This is a genomic window from Collinsella sp. AM09-41 (assembly GCF_003473245.1).
GTDB lineage: Bacteria > Actinomycetota > Coriobacteriia > Coriobacteriales > Coriobacteriaceae > Collinsella.
The window spans coordinates 33,421-48,684 of sequence record NZ_QRMJ01000006.1; the positions used below are offsets into that span (position 1 = coordinate 33,421).

Sequence of the window (15,264 nt, forward strand, 5' to 3'; positions counted from 1 at the left end):
GTTGTCTAGTGGGAGGCCTCGTCGTCGAGTGCGCGCTTGATGCGATCGCCCTCGGCAAGGAGATTCTCCAGATAGCGCTGGTCGCGTTCCTTAAGGGCGCGGCTGTAGGCGCCGAGCGATTCAATCAGATGGTCGATCTCGAAGGCGAGCGCATCGGCGTCGTCGATCATGAGCTCGGACCACATCTGCGGATTGAGGTGCGCCACGCGGGTGAGGTCGCGGTAGCTGCCGGCCGAAAAACCGTGGTGAACCTGAGCGGTCGGGCTTTTAACGTAGGCGTTGGATACCACGTGCGCAAGCTGGCTTGTAAAGGCGATGACGCGGTCGTGCTCGGTAGCGCTGGTCACGCTGAACTTGCCAAAGCCCAGGGGACGTACCATCTCGCGCACCTGGCCCAAAAGCTCCAGCTTGAGTGCGTCGTCCACTGCGGGCGGTACAAGCACGAGCGGTGCGTCCTGGAACAGGTCGGCGCGGGAATGCGCGTAGCCCGAGAACTGGGTGCCCGCCATGGGGTGCGCGCCCACAAAGTAAAAACCGTGCTCGCGGGCAAGCTCAAAGGCGCGCTCGCACACGATGCCCTTGACGCCTACGGTGTCGATCACCACGGGGCCCATGATGGCCTCGGTGTCGGTGGCGTCGGCGAGTGCCTGGGCGTGCGCCTCGAGCCACTCGATACAGGCCTCGGGGTAGCATGCCAGGACGATGATGTCGCATTCGCCGAGCGTCTCGTCGTTGAGCTCGCCGGCAACGGTGCCCATGCTGGCGGCCGTCATGACGTCGTCATCGGGGTCCCAGGCCAGCACACGGACGCCCGCCTGCGCATAGCCGCGGGCAAAACTGCCGCCGATGAGGCCCAGGCCCACGATGCCGGCGCACTTGGGGCCACCCTGGTTAACGCGTGCGTTTCTCACCGTGCCCATGGGCTACTCCTGAACGGTCTCTTGGCAGACGACCTCGCGGATGGCGCGGATGCGGCGCATGGTGTCGTCGAACTGGTCGGGGGTGAGGGCCTGAGCGCCGTCGGACCAAGCATGGCTCGGGTCGTCGTGGACCTCGATCTCCAGACCGTTGGCGCCGCAGGCGGTCGCCGCGAGCGCCATAGGCTCAACGTAGCGGGTGTAGCCGGTGGCGTGGCTGGGGTCGGCAACGACGGGCAGGTGCGACAGGTGGTGGAGCACCGGCACGGCGTTGAGGTCGAAGGTGTTGCGGGTGCGGGTCTCGAAGGTGCGGATACCGCGCTCACACAGGATGACGTTGTCGTTGCCCTCGCTCATGATGTACTCGGCAGCCATGAGCAGCTCGTCGACGGTGCCGGACATGCCGCGCTTGAGCAGAACCGGGGTCTGCGTCTTGCCGACCTCCTTGAGCAGGGGGAAATTCTGGGCGTTGCGGGCGCCGATCTGCATGACGTCAATCTTCTTGTCGAGGAAGACCTGCACGTCGCGCGGGTCCATGATCTCGGTGACGATCGGCATGTCGAGCTCGGCGGATGCCTCGCACAGCAGGTCCAGACCGGCGGGGCCCATGCCCTGGTAGGCGTACGGGGAAGTGCGGGGCTTGTAGGCGCCGCCGCGCAGCATCGTGGCGCCGGCTGCCTTCACGCGGCGGGCGATGCGGATGAGGTTCTCGCCCTCGACGGAGCACGGGCCGGCGATGACCTGGAACTGGTCGCCGCCTACATGTACGCCGTGGCCGCAGTCGATGACGGAGTCCTCGGGGTGGAACTTGCGGTTGGCGCGCTTGAACGGCTCGGAGACGCGCTGCACGCGCTCGACGACGTCCATGGACTCGAGCAGGAATGGGTCGATCTTGGTCGTATCGCCCACCAGGCCGATGATCGTCTCGTTCTCGCCGCGCGAGACGTCGGTCTTCAGGCCCTTTTTCTCAATCCAGCTGACGATATGGCTGACGGCCTCGTCGCTGGCGCTCTGCTTTAAAATTGCAATCATGGTGTGCCTCTCACCTCGATGGATAACCCTTGCAAAAACGGCCCGCATCGCGAGCCGTGTATATATGGTGCATGAGAGTTTATACTATCTGATTCGCTTTTGCCTTCTAAAGTGAGCCGTTGCGCCGCGTCTTCCCCGGAATTGCAAAGCTTTTTCTTTTATTTTGATAGCCCGTGGTGCACTTGGGTATAATGCCAAACGTTGGCCCTATTAGCTCAGGGGATTAGAGCGTCTGCCTCCGGAGCAGAAGGCCGTTGGTTCGAATCCAACATGGGGCACCATCGAACGTGAGACCGTCCGAACCTCGCATGGTCCGGGCGGTTTTTCTTATACCGACGCGACGTGATGGGACGTGGTATGGCAGCAACGGATATCGAGCGCGGACTCTCGACCGCCGAGGTCGAGGAGCGCATCGCCGCCGGTAAGATCAACCGCAACATGGAGCTCAAGACCAAGTCGGTCAAAGAGCTCATCATCGAGAACCTCTGCACGCTGTTCAATTTGATCAACGTGATTTTGGCGTTCCTAGTCATTTTGACCGGTTCGTTTAAGAATCTGACGTTCCTGTTCGTAGTGTTCCTCAATACTGCTATTGGCGTCATCCAGTCCATGCGTTCCAAGAAGATGGTCGATAAGCTCACGCTGCTGACCTCCAAGAAGGCCATTGCGGTGCGCGACGGCGCCGAGGTGGAGCTCGACCTGGACCAGATCGTGCTCGACGATATCATCCGCCTGGGGCGCGGCGACCAGATTCCCGCTGACGCCGTGGTGGTTTCGGGCGAGGCGCTCGTGAACGAGAGCCTGCTGACGGGTGAGAGCGACCTCATTAAGAAACAGCCCGGTTCCGAGCTCATGAGCGGCAGCTTTATCGACTCGGGCTTGCTGCGCGCCCGCGTGATCCATGTCGGCGCCGACAACTACGTGGCCAAAATTAATAACGAGGCGAAGTACGTCAAAAAGGTCAATTCCGAGATCATGAACGCGCTTAACGCCATCGTGCGCTTTGCGAGCATCATCATGATCCCGCTCGGTTTGGCGTTGTTTGCCTCGAGTGTGAGCGAGCTGTGGGATGCCGCGGGAACCCCGGGCGATAGCGCGCTTTCGTGGTGCTTCTCCGAGCTGTTGGCTGGTCATGTGCCTTCGTCGGCGCTGCTGTCCACGGTGGGCGCCCTGCTGGGCATGATCCCGCAAGGCCTGGTGCTGCTGACCTCGTCGGTGCTCGCCATCGCCACGGTGCGCCTGGCCCGCCGCAAGGTGCTGGCGCAGCAGCTTTACTGCATCGAGACGCTCGCTCGCGTCGACGTGCTGTGCCTGGACAAGACGGGCACCATCACGTCGGGTCGCATGGAGGTCGAGGGTACCTATCCGCTACCGGTCGAGGGTATGGGTGTGGGGGAGAGCGACGCCGCCGTTCCCGTCGATACCACGGTGCTCGATTTTGCGCTGGCTAACGTGGCGCGTGCGACCTCGGCCGATGCCAACGAGACCTGCCAGGCGCTGCTCAACTATTACGCCGATCGCCCGGTCGAGGTGTCTGAGCCGCTGTCGGTCATTCCGTTCTCGTCCTCCAAAAAGTGGAGTGGTGCCTCGTTTGCGCAGGGCTCCTATGTGATGGGCGCTGCGCAGTTTGTGCTTTCGGAGCGTGCGTTTTCGCAGGTCGAGAACCGTGTCGCCGAGCTTGCCGATACCTGCCGCGTGCTCGTGGTGGCGCGCGTGGACGGCTTTACGCCCGATGGCGATATGGTGGGCGAGGCCGAGCCCGTGGGCTTTGTGACCATCCGCGACGAGATCCGTACCTCGGCGGCCGAGACCATCGGCTACTTTAACGAGCAGGGCGTGACCCTCAACGTGATCAGTGGCGACGACCCGCGTACGGTGTCGTCGATCGCGCGCGTGGTGGGCGTGCCGGGGGCGGACGCTTATGTGGACGCCACGACGCTCGATACGCCGGCCAAGCTCGATGCCGCAGTGGACCGCTACCATGTCTTTGGTCGTGTGACCCCGCAGCAGAAGCGCGAGCTCGTGCAGGCGCTCAAGCGCCGCGAGCACACCGTGGCCATGACGGGCGACGGCGTCAACGACGTGCTGGCGCTCAAGGAGGCCGACTGCTCCGTCGCCATGGCGGCCGGCTCCGATGCCGCGCGTAACGTGGCCGAAATCGTGCTCGTCGACAACGATTTTGCCTCGATGCCCGCCGTGGTGGCCGAGGGCCGTCGCTCCATCAACAACCTGCAGCGTTCGGCTTCGCTGTTCTTGACCAAGACACTGTTCTCGATGGGCCTGGCGGCGCTGTGCATCGCGCTGCCGCCGTACCCTTTCGAGCCCATCCAGATGACGCTCATTAACTTCTTCTGCATCGGCGCGCCGGGCTTTGTGTTGGGCCTGGAGCCCAACAATGCTCGCGTGAAGGGGTCGTTCCTGACGAACGTGCTCAAGCGGGCACTGCCGGCGTCGATTGCGGTCATTTTGGCCGCGGCGCTCGATATCTTTGTGGCGCGCGTGTTTGGCTTTAACCAGCTCACGCTGTCTACGATGTGCCTGCTTACTTCGTGCGCGGCGAGCGTCAGCCTGATCTGGCGTATCTCGCAGCCCCTCACGCCCTTGCGTGTGGCGCTCTTTGTGTTTGTAGTCGTCGGCATTCTGACGGGCGTTATCGGATTCCCGAAGCTGCTGTCTATTGCCAACCTGTCGATGGGCCAGATGGTTATCTTGGCTGTCATCGTGGTCTTTACCTGCTCGGTGTTCTTTAAGCTCGCCACGATGATGGATTCGCTCAAGCCGCGTCGTCGTCATGCCGCAACTGGTTTTGGCCGCGGTGTGCGCGTCCGCTTGGGTCGCGGTGGCGGCAAGGTGAGCTCGACGGGTTCGACGGCGGAGCGTTTTGCCAAGCGCGTCGCCGCCGACATGGCACAGCGCCGCGAAGCTCGCACCGTTCGCGAGGCCGAGGTCCGCGCACTCGAGGGCGTGGCCCAGGCCCAGCCCAAGAAAAAGAAGGGTAGCGGAGCCAAGCGCTCTCGCGTAACCAAGTCCGCCCAAGGCATCAAAGTCTCGATGCCGAGCAAAAAGAAGAAGTAACTACGCGCCCTGGCGATGTTGAATTGGTGCCTTGCTCCTGTGGGGCCGTGGCGATGTTATGCTCTAACCTCGATTGTTTGAATTGCTTCGAAAAGAGGATGCCGTGATCTGCCCGCATTGCCTTAAGACTATCGAGGACGGCGCCTCGTTCTGCCCCTACTGCAACGCCTATGTGGGTCCGGGCGATGGTCCGGAGCACACCGAGTTCGTGTTCTGTGAGGGCTGCGGTGCCCGTCTTTCTCCGCATGATCGCACGTGCCCCAAATGCGGACGCCCCGCTCCGGGTATCCTCTCCGAGGACGCGGCCGCATCCGACCTGGCAGCGGGCCGCACGGCGGGCTTTCCGCGCCTAACGCAAGAGCAGATCGATACCGAGGTGCCGCATGCGCCGGCCTCTGCCGCTGCGGTGCTTTCGGACGCCGCCGACCCCAATGAGACCTGCGTGCTGCCAGCTTTCGATAAGGATTTCGGTATCCCCAAGGTCGATATTCCCACGCCCGTTTCCCTGCATGACGATGCTCAAAAACCCAAGCGCAAGGTGCATCCCGACGAGGACGCCTATCACAAGCACAAGCGTCATATCCCCAAGCCGCTCATTATCATCGCGGTCCTTGCCGTCGTTTGCGGCGGTGCCTATTGGTTCGTGACGGCCGATCCTATGGGTGTCATGCCTGGCTTCTACGACCAGTTTGGCCAGGCCGCGCAGACGACCTTCCCCACGCGTCAAAAGGGCGAGGCCACTGAGGACGATACCAAGCAGGACGATTCTGCCGAGGTGGTCCAGGAAGAAACCGTGCTCACCGATGATCAGCTCTATACCAGGCTCGACGGTCTGTATCAGACCATCGTGTCCTATGCTGACGAGGATCAGATCGGCGAGGTCATCGATTCCTTTAACAACGGCTATCTCCGAACGCCGCTGTCCACCCGTCAGGAGCTGTCGCAGAGTGCCTACGCCCTGCGTGATCAGATAAAAAAGACGCAAGATGAGCTTAACAACCTGAAAGTACAGGACGATACGGTCTATGCGGATGACATCGCCCACTTAAAGCAGCTTGCCGAGTGGATGTATGAGCGCGTCGACGTGATCTGCCAGAGCTGGGATATCTCGCTGGCCATTCCCGATGGCGAGTCGATGAGTTCCCACCAAAGCGAGATCCTGGCGCCCATCGCGCAGGGCGGCAACAGCGCGCTGAACCAGTACGACGCCAATGTGGGTTCCTGGAAGCCGCAGCAGCGTTCCTAAAATTAGTTCGCCATAGTCGGCATAACCTACGTGCGCAATTGATGTAAGCCCGTGCTTATTGCTACAATTCGTACAAATATGCTTTAAACGCACGAGGAAGGAACCACATGTTTGGTTTTAAGAAAGAGCTCTACACGCCCGAGTATCAGCTTGTCGGCGACGAGTGCGCCGTAATCGAGACGTCGAAGGGTACCATCAAGGTCAAGTTTGACGGCGAGGGCGCTCCCATTCATGTCGCGAACTTCTGCGAGCTTTCCACGATGGGTTTCTATGATGGCCTTAAGTTCCATCGCTATGTGCCCGGTTTTGTTATCCAAGGTGGCGACCCCAATACCCGCGACATGTCCGGCGCCGACGTCGCTGCCGGTCTTGAGGGCCCCGACGGCATGCCCGGTACCGGTGGCCCCGGCTACTGCATCAAGGGCGAGTTTGCCACCAATCCGCGCAACAGCCATGTCGATGGCGCCCTTGCCATGGCACGCTCCATGGACCCCGATTCCGCGGGTTCGCAGTTCTACTTCTGCCTGGGTGCCCAGCATAACCTCGATTCCGGTTACACCGTCTTTGGTACCACGGTCGAGGGTCTCGATGTGATTTCGCAGCTGCGTGCCGGCGACGAGATCGTTCATGTCGAGATCGTTCACGAGTAAAGGGGACTTCCTTGAATAGCCAGCTGATCCAACAGGGCCGCGCCGCTTACCGCGCGGGTGATTTTTCCGCTGCAGCCCAGATGCTTGGGGCGGCAAAAACTCCCGATGAGATTATGGGCGAGGCCGATCACCTTCGTGGCAACGCCTTGATGCACCTGGGCATGTATGCCGAGGCCGCCGAGGCCTATGCCGCCGCCCTCAACGACGGCACCTACGGCAAGCGCGGCGCGCTGCTCACCAACCGCGGCAAGGCGCTCGCCGCCGTGGGCGACTACACGACGGCCGCTCAGGCGTTCTCTGCTGCTACGCAGGATGCTTCCTATGCCACGCCGTTCAAGGCCTATCTGGGCCTGGGCAATGCGCTGTTCCAGTCGGGCGACTATGCCAACGCGGGAACCGCCTTCCGTCAGGCTGCCATCGATGGCGCCAATCCGGCTCCTGCCGCCGCGCTCGGCGAGCTCGGTCGTTGCTTCATTAAGCTCGGCCGTCCGGCGGATGCCGTGGAGACCTACCGCACGGCTATCGACTTTGCCGGCCCCCGCGACGACACGCGTGCGCTCAACGCCGGCATGGGTCAGGCGCTTTCTGCCGCCGGCCGTCCCTCCGACGCACTCGATGCCTTTAACGCCGCTACTGCCGATGGCATCTACCAGCTCACCTCCGAGCAGGCCGATGAGCTTGCCCGCGTGCAGGATTCGCTTGCCGCGCTGTCTGCCCAGACGGCTATGGCCACGGCTCCGGCGCCCGCGATGGACGCTCCTGCCGTCGATCCGCTCGATCCTACGGGTGCGACCGGTCAGTTTATGCCCGATCCCTCGGACACCGGCTTCTTTACGCTGTCCGAGTCCGAGATGGTCCAGCAGGACCGTCAGGATCGTAAGCAGGCCAAGGTCCGTCGTCGCCATCGCCACACGGGTCTCAAAGTCTTCATCGTGCTGCTTCTGCTCATTTTGATCGCCGCGGGCGGTCTGGGCTTTGCCTACACGCGCGGCTTTGGCTTCCCGTCTCAGGAGTCTGTCGTTACCGATCTGTTCCAGGCTGCCGGTGACGGTGACACCGCAAAGGCCGAGTCTTGCCTGGCCTCGAGTCTGTCCGAGGACGCTAAGTCGATGATCATCTCCTCGATTCCGCAGGGTGCCACCGTGTCCGTCGAGGGCATGGATCAGTCCATGACCGAGACGACCGCTAAGGTGAAGGCATCGCTGTCCAAGGGCGGCGAGCAGGAGTACACCGTCAAATTCGTGCGCTCCGACAACCATATCGGCTGGGCCGTTTCTTCGCTCGATATGGATTTCTCGGCTGCTGACAACCAGTAGTGACCTTATGGGATTTAGCTTTGCCCGGCGCTTCACCGCAAGTGAGGTGCCGGGCTTGCGCTAGTATGATGAGCTAGTAGTTTTCCAGCAATCATCCAACACATCAGGAGTTGCGTTGTTTTCTTTGATGGATATGTTCTTCGGTAGCTATGCGGGCGATCTTGCCATCGACCTCGGCACCGCAAATACGCTTGTCTCCGTGCGCGGCAAGGGCATCGTTATTCGCGAGCCCTCTGTTGTTGCCATCGACAAGAACGACGAGCGCATCCTGGCGGTCGGTATCGAGGCAAAGCGCATGCTCGGCCGTACGCCCGGCAACATCGTGGCCGTTCGTCCCCTGAAGGACGGCGTCATCGCCGACTTCGATGTTACCGAGGCCATGCTTCGCTACTTTATCGACAAGGCGTCCGAGAAGCGCTATCCGTGGACTCCGCGTCCGCGTGTTGTCGTCTGCGTTCCCTCCGGTGTCACGTCGGTCGAGAAGCGCGCTGTCTTTGAGGCCACGATCCAGGCCGGTGCCCGCCAGGCCTATCTGATCGAAGAGCCTATGGCAGCTGCTATCGGCGCCGACCTGCCCGTCGAGGAACCCACCGGCTCCATGGTCATCGACATCGGCGGCGGTACCACCGAGGTTGCCGTTATCGCTATGGGCGGCATCGTCGTCTCGCAGTCCATCCGTATTGCCGGCGACGAGTTCGATCAGGCCATCCTCACGCACGTTCGCGATGCCTACAACCTGGCCATCGGCGAGCGTACGGCAGAGGACATCAAGATCAAGGTCGGCTCCGCCGTGCCGCTTAAGGACGAACTCGACGTCGAGGTCAACGGCCGCGACGTGATCACCGGTCTGCCCAAGACCGTGCGCATCGAGAGCGAGGAGATTCGTCGCGCGCTCAACAAGCCGCTCGACGAGATGGCCAAGGCCGTCAAGGACGCACTCGACGCTACGCCTCCCGATCTTGCCTCGGACCTTATGTACTACGGCATTTTGCTGACCGGTGGCGGCGCGCTGCTGCGTGGTCTCGACGTGCGCCTGCGCGATGAGACCGGCGTTTCGGTCAACGTCAGCCCCACGGCGCTCGATAACGTTGTTAACGGCTGTGCCCGCGTGCTCGAGGCCAATGCGTTTGATGGCGGCTTCGTCCAGACCAATGCTTAATTTCCAAAAGGTGGATTCCATTTGGCACGATCTTCGGGTTTCTCCACAAATCTGAATACCAAGCGACAATCAACGGGTATGCGCCCGTTGATTGTTTTCAGCCTGATTTCGGTGTTGCTGCTCACGTTTTATATTCGTGAGGGCGAGACGGGGCCGATTCATGCCGTGCGTTCGGGTGTGACGACGATTACCTCGCCGGTGCGCTTTGTGGGTTCGGCTGTGGCGGCTCCCTTCAATGCGATCGGCAACGTGTTCTCTAACCTTACGGCGTCGCAGGACACGCTTGACGAGCTTAAGAAGCAAAACGAGGAACTGACCTCTAAGGTTGCTGAGCTCTCCGAGGCTCAAAAGACCGCCGAGCGTCTGGAGGGGCTGGTCGGCCTGCAGTCGACCTATAACCTCAAATCGACCGCTGCTCGTATCGTTGGTGCCTCCGGCGATGCCTGGACCTCGACCGTCACCATCGATAAGGGTTCTGCCGACGGTCTTACCATCAACATGCCTGTGACGAGTTCTGCCGGTGTCATAGGCCAGATTATTGAGGTCTCGGCCAAGACGTCCACCGTGCGCCTGATTGGCGACGAGAACTCGGGCGTGTCCGCTATGGTGCAGGACACGCGCGCCCAGGGCATGCTGCAGGGTCAGGCTGACGGCACGCTGCGTCTTGAGTACGTGAGCGTCGACTCCGACGTTAAGGTTGGCGACATCATCGTGACCTCGGGCATTGGCGGTGTGTTCCCCAAGGGCCTTCCGCTCGGCACCGTCTCGTCGGTTGAGAAATCGGCAAACGACGTGTACTACACCATTGTGGTGCGCGCTCAGACCACGGCCGAGAACAACGAGGAAGTGCTGGTCATTACCTCGCTGACCGACGAACAGTCGGCCTCGGATGAGGACGTGAACACGGCCAACAGCACGCCGCAGGGAACGTCGCGCGATGCTGCGACCAAGACGAAGGACGAGAGCCCGGATGACAGTTCCGACACGTCCGAGACGACCGATTCCGGCTCGAGCGAATAGGGGGCATGTCCATGGATCTACACGAGCAGGGGATGAGCTCCCGCACGTTTGTAATCGCCGCCATTGTGTGCGTGCTGCTGCAGGCAGGCCTGGCACCGCAGATCTCCATTGCGGGCGGTCGCGTCAACTTTATGATTATCCTGGTGTGCCTAAGCGTGTTCTCGGGCGACCCGACCCGTGCCGTCATGTGCGGTTTTTGCAGCGGCTTGTTCTATGACCTTTCCGCTGCCGTGCCGGTGGGCGTTATGTCGCTCCTGCTGACCGTGGGTTCTTTTGCCCTGGTGCATAGCGCTGCCGGTCAGACGGGCGGTACCCCGAGTGCGCGCGGCATCACTGTGGGCGCCTTCGCGTTCGTCATTAATGTGATCTACAGCATCATCTTGCTGTTTATGGGTTTGGAGACGAGCTTTGTCGTGGCGATCTTCGGCCATGCGCTGCCGTCTTCGATCCTGACGGGTCTGGTTGCCATTCCGTTTTTGATGTCCGGCGTCGTGCCGCAGTCCGGCTATGGATTCTCCGCACGTGGCGGACGCCAGACGGGTATGCGCTTTAAGCCCAAGACCCGTAAGCTCAAATAGGGGAGGCTCGTAGATGTCTTCCCAGATGACGGTTATTATCGCCGGTATCGTGCTGGTTGTGGCCATCGTGGTCGCACTGGTCATCATGCGTCGCGGCGATTCTCGTTTTACCTACGATACGCAGCATGGGACGGCCCCGCGCGCCACCGAGGGCGAGGGCAATACCGCGGCGACCGCCTTTAAGGGCCGCTTCTCCATCCTCACCACGGGTGTGGGCGCGATGTTCGCGGCGCTTGCCGTCAAGCTGTGGGGCATGCAGATGGTCTCGTCGGACTATTACGAAAAGCAGGCTAATAGCAATCAGACGCGCACCGTTACCACACCCGCTGTGCGCGGCCGCATCCTCGACCGCAATGGCGTGGCGCTTGTCCAGAACCGTCCCTCACTTGCTGTCGTGGCCTACCGCGACCTTGCCGAGGATGAGGTTCTGGTTCGCCATCTTGCCAACGTGCTCGGTATGCCCTACGTGGCGGTTCTGCGCAATATCCAGGACAATTCCGAGGGCGCCCAGAGCCTGCATACCATCGCGACGGACGTCCGTCGCTCCACGGTTGCCTATATTCAGGAGCACGCCGGCGAGTTCCCGGGCGTCAAGATTGCCGAGCGTACCGAGCGCCAGCATCCATATGGCGAGACGGCATGCCATATCTTGGGCTATACCGGCACCATTACCTCCGAGCAGCTCGAGGCCCAGAATAAGAAAATCTCTGGCGATGATGATGCTTCTGCTGGCAAGATTACGTACCAGTCGGGCGATATCGTGGGCCAGGCGGGTGTTGAGAGCTACTACGAAAACCTGCTGCAGGGTATTCGTGGCGAGCAGACCGTCAAGGTCGATGCCTCGGGCAATGTGACCGGTCAGGCCGGCGCCGTGCCCGCCAAGGCCGGCTCCGACATTAAGCTCACGCTCGACCTTAAGATCCAACAGGCCTGTGAGACGGCGCTGGCGAGCGCCATCGAGCTTGCCAAGACCACCGGCTACAGCAATGCCGGCAACGGCGCTGTGGTGTGCCTCGATCCCAACAATGGTGAGATCCTGGGCATGGCGAGCGAGCCCAAGTTCGATCCGTCCGTCTTTATCGGCGGCGTCTCAAATGACGTGTGGACCGAGCTCAATGATGACAAGGGTTCGCACCCGCTGCTCAACCGCGCCATTAGCGGACAGTACATGTCGGCCTCGACCATCAAGCCGCTCTCGGCACTGGCCGGTCTTGAGTTTGGAACCTACACTTCAACGCAGACAACCAACTGCACGGGCTATTGGACGGGCTTGGGCAAGGCTTGGGGCAAGCGCTGCTGGCTGACGTCTGGACACGGCACCATGACGCTGCAGTCGGGTATTGCCAACTCGTGCGACCCCGTCTTCTACGATATGGGCAAGGCGTTCTTTTATGACGAGCAACATTCCGAGGGCCTGCAGGAGGTCTTTCGTCGCTGGGGCCTAGGCAAGACCTGCGGTATCGATTTGCCGAGTGAGGGCGCGGGCCGTATTCCCGATGCCGAGTGGAAAGAGTCGTACTTTACCGACGCCTCTGCCGAGGACCGCAAGTGGAATGCCGGCGATATGACCAACATTGCCATCGGCCAGGGCGACATTTTGGTGACGCCTCTGCAGATGGCATGCGCCTACATGGGCCTTGCCAACGGCGGTAAGCAGTATGTGCCTCACGTGTTTTTGTCTGCCGTGTCGCGCGATGGCGACGGCGATGCCTATAAGTACAACGGCAAAGGCAAGAAGAAGCGCCTGGAGGCCAAGATCAACAGCGATTCGGATTTGGCTCTTGTTCGCAACGGCATGCACGACGTGATTTACACGGCATCGACGTCCCTGGCGGCTCACTTTGGCACCCTGACGCCGCAGGTATACGGCAAGTCGGGCACGGGCGAGAAAAGCGGCGAGGACGAATACGCGTGGTTCTGCGCCTATGCGCCGGCCGATGATCCCAAGTATGTCATCGCTACTGTCCTGGAGCAGGGCGGCGGTGGCTCAGATACCGCGATGCATGTCGTGCGCGACGTGCTCGGCGTGATTTATGACGAGCCCGATACCTCTTCGGCCTCGGGCGATTCTTCGGTTCGATAGGAGGTTGCGATGGATTTTTCTTCGGCGGATCTGTTCCGTTCAACCAAGACCGGCTCTCGCAGCAGCCTGGACCGCGTCAACAAGCAACTTTCGGCCTCGCGCGGTACGTTTCGCCAAAAGGTGCATATCGGTGTGCTGCTGGCTACCGTCGCGCTCGTTGCCTATGGCGCCATCATTATTTGGTCGGCGTCACAGTTTAAGGCCGACGCCTCATTCTCGCGCCACCTGCTGGGCATTGGCATTGGCGCGGTGCTTGCGGTGCTCGTCTGGCGTACCGATCTGCGCGGCATCTCTAACTTCTCGACGGCGCTGCTCGTCATTGACCTTATTGTGATCTTCTCGCCCAAGATTCCGGGCCTGTCCTATACGGGCGGTCTGGGCATGACGGGCTGGATCAAGATTCCCGGTATCGGCTTGACATTCCAGCCGGTTGAGCTTGCCAAGCTCATCACCATCTTCTTTATCGCCACGCTTGGCTCGCAGTATAACGGTCGCATCGATACTGTTCGCGACTACGTCAAGCTCTGCGGCATGCTGTCCATTCCGTTTTTGGCCGTCGTCGCCATGGGCGACTTGGGCTCGGGCCTGGTCGTGCTGGTCTCGGGCGCCATCGTCATCTGCATGAGCGGTGCACGCCGCGAATGGGTGCTGTCGACCCTGGCCCTGCTCGTGGGCCTGGTGGCCCTCGTCCTGGCGCTCGATTCGGTCTTTGATTCGTTGCTCGGCCACGATGTGCTCATCAAGCAGTATCAGATGAACCGCCTGACGGTCTTTATCGACCCCGATAATGCCGATTCGGACGATGCCTACAACCTGCAGCAGTCGCTTATCGCCGTTGGCTCGGGCGGCTTCTTTGGTAAGGGTTTAGGCCATGCGACGCAGTCGGCCGGCGGCTTTCTGCCTGAGTTCCACACCGACTTCGTCTTCGCCTTCCTGTCCGAGACCTTTGGCTTTTGCGGTTCCTTTTTGCTCCTGTGCCTCTACGTGCTGCTGATCTTTTCGACGATTCGCGTCGCCTTTAAGTGTGAGTCGCTGTTCTTGCGCCTATCGTGTGTGGGCATCGTTGGCATGTGGGCGTTCCAGACCTTCGAAAACATCGGCATGTGCATCGGCATGATGCCGATTACCGGTATTCCGCTACCGTTTATTAGCTTCGGTTCGTCTTCGATGATGATTCAGCTGCTGACGGTGGGTATCGTACAATCCATATGGCGGCATCGTTCGGGCGCCGCGTAACCGCTGGAGGGGTTTGCTATGAAAATTCCCGTAGATAAGCTGACCCGCGCTTTTAAGATGGGCGCGTCCGTTAAGAAGGATTCCGATACGCCGGTGCGCGTCTCGGTCTATTTGGATTCGTCCGCCTCGCGCTTTCTGGCCGAGACGGTGCGTGACGCCTTTGTACCGCAGACGACCTCGGGCATTGTGCGCGTCGAGCGTCTGGGGGAGGAGCGAATTGCTCCAAAGACCGATACCGATGTGGTGCTGGTGCTCTCGTGCGGCTCCGACCGCTTGGAGAGTGCCGTGCAGGAGCTCGTGATCGCCGGCGCCCCCGTGTGCGTGCTTGCCGAGTCTGCTGTGGAGGTGCCGTTTATCGAGGAGTCCACGCCTGTGCTCGGCGTGGTAGCGGCAACCGATAAGACGTATCTGCTCGAGACGCTTGCCCGCTGGATTCTCGATCGCACCGAAAAGGAAACGGCTTTTGCGGCGAACTTTGCCTTCATGCGCATCGCGGCGGCCAATCGTATCATCACCTCGTGCGCGCTCACCAATATGGCGACCGGTGCGCTGGTGTTTTTGCCGGGCGCCGATTATCCCGTTATGGCGCTGGCGCAGGTGGGCATGCTCTTTGAGCTCGCTGCCGTCTTTGGACGCGGCATTAAGCCTGAGCGCGGCTACGAGGTCGCTGGCGTGCTTGCCGGCGGTCTTGTGATCCGCGCGGTCACCCGCGCGCTCGTCAAGCAGACGCCGCATATTGGGTTTGCCGTCAAGGCGCTCACTGCTGCTGCGGGCACCTATGGCATGGGCCGTGCGCTCGTTTCGCTCTACGAGCGCGATTTCGACTACAGCCGTGCCAACGAGGTGGTCACTGCCACGTTCTCCCGCGTTCGCGATCTGGTGACCACGGTCGCGGGTGCTACCCGTCCTATGGCGTCCTACCAAGACGCATCCGATCTCGCTGCTTAGGGGT

General features: G+C 61.1%; 12 protein-coding genes and 1 tRNA gene. 11 read left to right on the forward strand and 2 right to left on the reverse strand.

The window, feature by feature from the left end:
• Positions 1-5: 5 nt before the first annotated feature.
• Both DW112_RS07635 and aroF read right to left on the reverse strand, forming a co-directional pair.
• Positions 6-920: a prephenate dehydrogenase/arogenate dehydrogenase family protein gene (locus DW112_RS07635; protein ID WP_118328689.1), complete on the reverse strand. Its 915-nt coding sequence runs from the start codon at positions 918-920 to the stop codon at positions 6-8.
• Between the two features lie 3 nt (positions 921-923).
• Entirely contained in the window at positions 924-1,949 is a 1,026-nt protein-coding gene (gene aroF / locus DW112_RS07640; RefSeq protein WP_117757147.1) for a 3-deoxy-7-phosphoheptulonate synthase, read from the reverse strand.
• Positions 1,950-2,153: 204 nt separating this feature from the next.
• Here aroF and DW112_RS07645 point away from each other — a divergent pair.
• The 11 genes from DW112_RS07645 to DW112_RS07695 all read left to right on the forward strand — a co-directional run bounded on the left by DW112_RS07645 (position 2,154) and on the right by DW112_RS07695 (position 15,260).
• Positions 2,154-2,230 (forward strand) — tRNA-Arg (locus DW112_RS07645).
• Between the two features lie 76 nt (positions 2,231-2,306).
• A complete protein-coding gene (locus DW112_RS07650) occupies positions 2,307-5,024 on the forward strand; it encodes an HAD-IC family P-type ATPase (protein WP_118328690.1) in 2,718 nt (905 codons plus the stop codon).
• Positions 5,025-5,127: 103 nt separating this feature from the next.
• Positions 5,128-6,270, forward strand: coding sequence for a zinc ribbon domain-containing protein (locus DW112_RS07655; protein WP_158571743.1), 1,143 nt, complete (start codon positions 5,128-5,130; stop codon positions 6,268-6,270).
• A 107-nt stretch (positions 6,271-6,377) separates the two neighbouring features.
• On the forward strand, positions 6,378-6,920 hold the full coding sequence (locus tag DW112_RS07660; RefSeq protein ID WP_055249980.1) for a peptidylprolyl isomerase: 543 nt from the start codon (positions 6,378-6,380) through the stop codon (positions 6,918-6,920).
• Between the two features lie 11 nt (positions 6,921-6,931).
• Positions 6,932-8,236 (forward strand): tetratricopeptide repeat protein, encoded by a 1,305-nt coding sequence (locus tag DW112_RS07665; RefSeq protein WP_233503136.1) that lies wholly within the window; start codon positions 6,932-6,934, stop codon positions 8,234-8,236.
• A gap of 127 nt (positions 8,237-8,363) precedes the next feature.
• Positions 8,364-9,395, forward strand: coding sequence for a rod shape-determining protein (locus DW112_RS07670; RefSeq protein WP_006236061.1), 1,032 nt, complete (start codon positions 8,364-8,366; stop codon positions 9,393-9,395).
• Positions 9,396-9,473: 78 nt separating this feature from the next.
• Entirely contained in the window at positions 9,474-10,415 is a 942-nt protein-coding gene (gene mreC / locus DW112_RS07675; protein WP_118328692.1) for a rod shape-determining protein MreC, read from the forward strand.
• Positions 10,416-10,426: 11 nt separating this feature from the next.
• A complete protein-coding gene (locus DW112_RS07680) occupies positions 10,427-10,993 on the forward strand; it encodes a hypothetical protein (protein WP_118328693.1) in 567 nt (188 codons plus the stop codon).
• A 13-nt stretch (positions 10,994-11,006) separates the two neighbouring features.
• Positions 11,007-13,076 carry a penicillin-binding protein 2 gene (gene mrdA, locus DW112_RS07685; RefSeq protein WP_118328694.1) on the forward strand — a complete coding sequence of 690 codons (2,070 nt, stop codon included), beginning with the start codon at positions 11,007-11,009 and terminating at the stop codon, positions 13,074-13,076.
• A 9-nt stretch (positions 13,077-13,085) separates the two neighbouring features.
• Positions 13,086-14,312 carry an FtsW/RodA/SpoVE family cell cycle protein gene (locus DW112_RS07690; RefSeq protein ID WP_118328695.1) on the forward strand — a complete coding sequence of 409 codons (1,227 nt, stop codon included), beginning with the start codon at positions 13,086-13,088 and terminating at the stop codon, positions 14,310-14,312.
• A gap of 18 nt (positions 14,313-14,330) precedes the next feature.
• On the forward strand, positions 14,331-15,260 hold the full coding sequence (locus tag DW112_RS07695; RefSeq protein WP_118328696.1) for a YcjF family protein: 930 nt from the start codon (positions 14,331-14,333) through the stop codon (positions 15,258-15,260).
• Positions 15,261-15,264 lie beyond the last annotated feature (4 nt).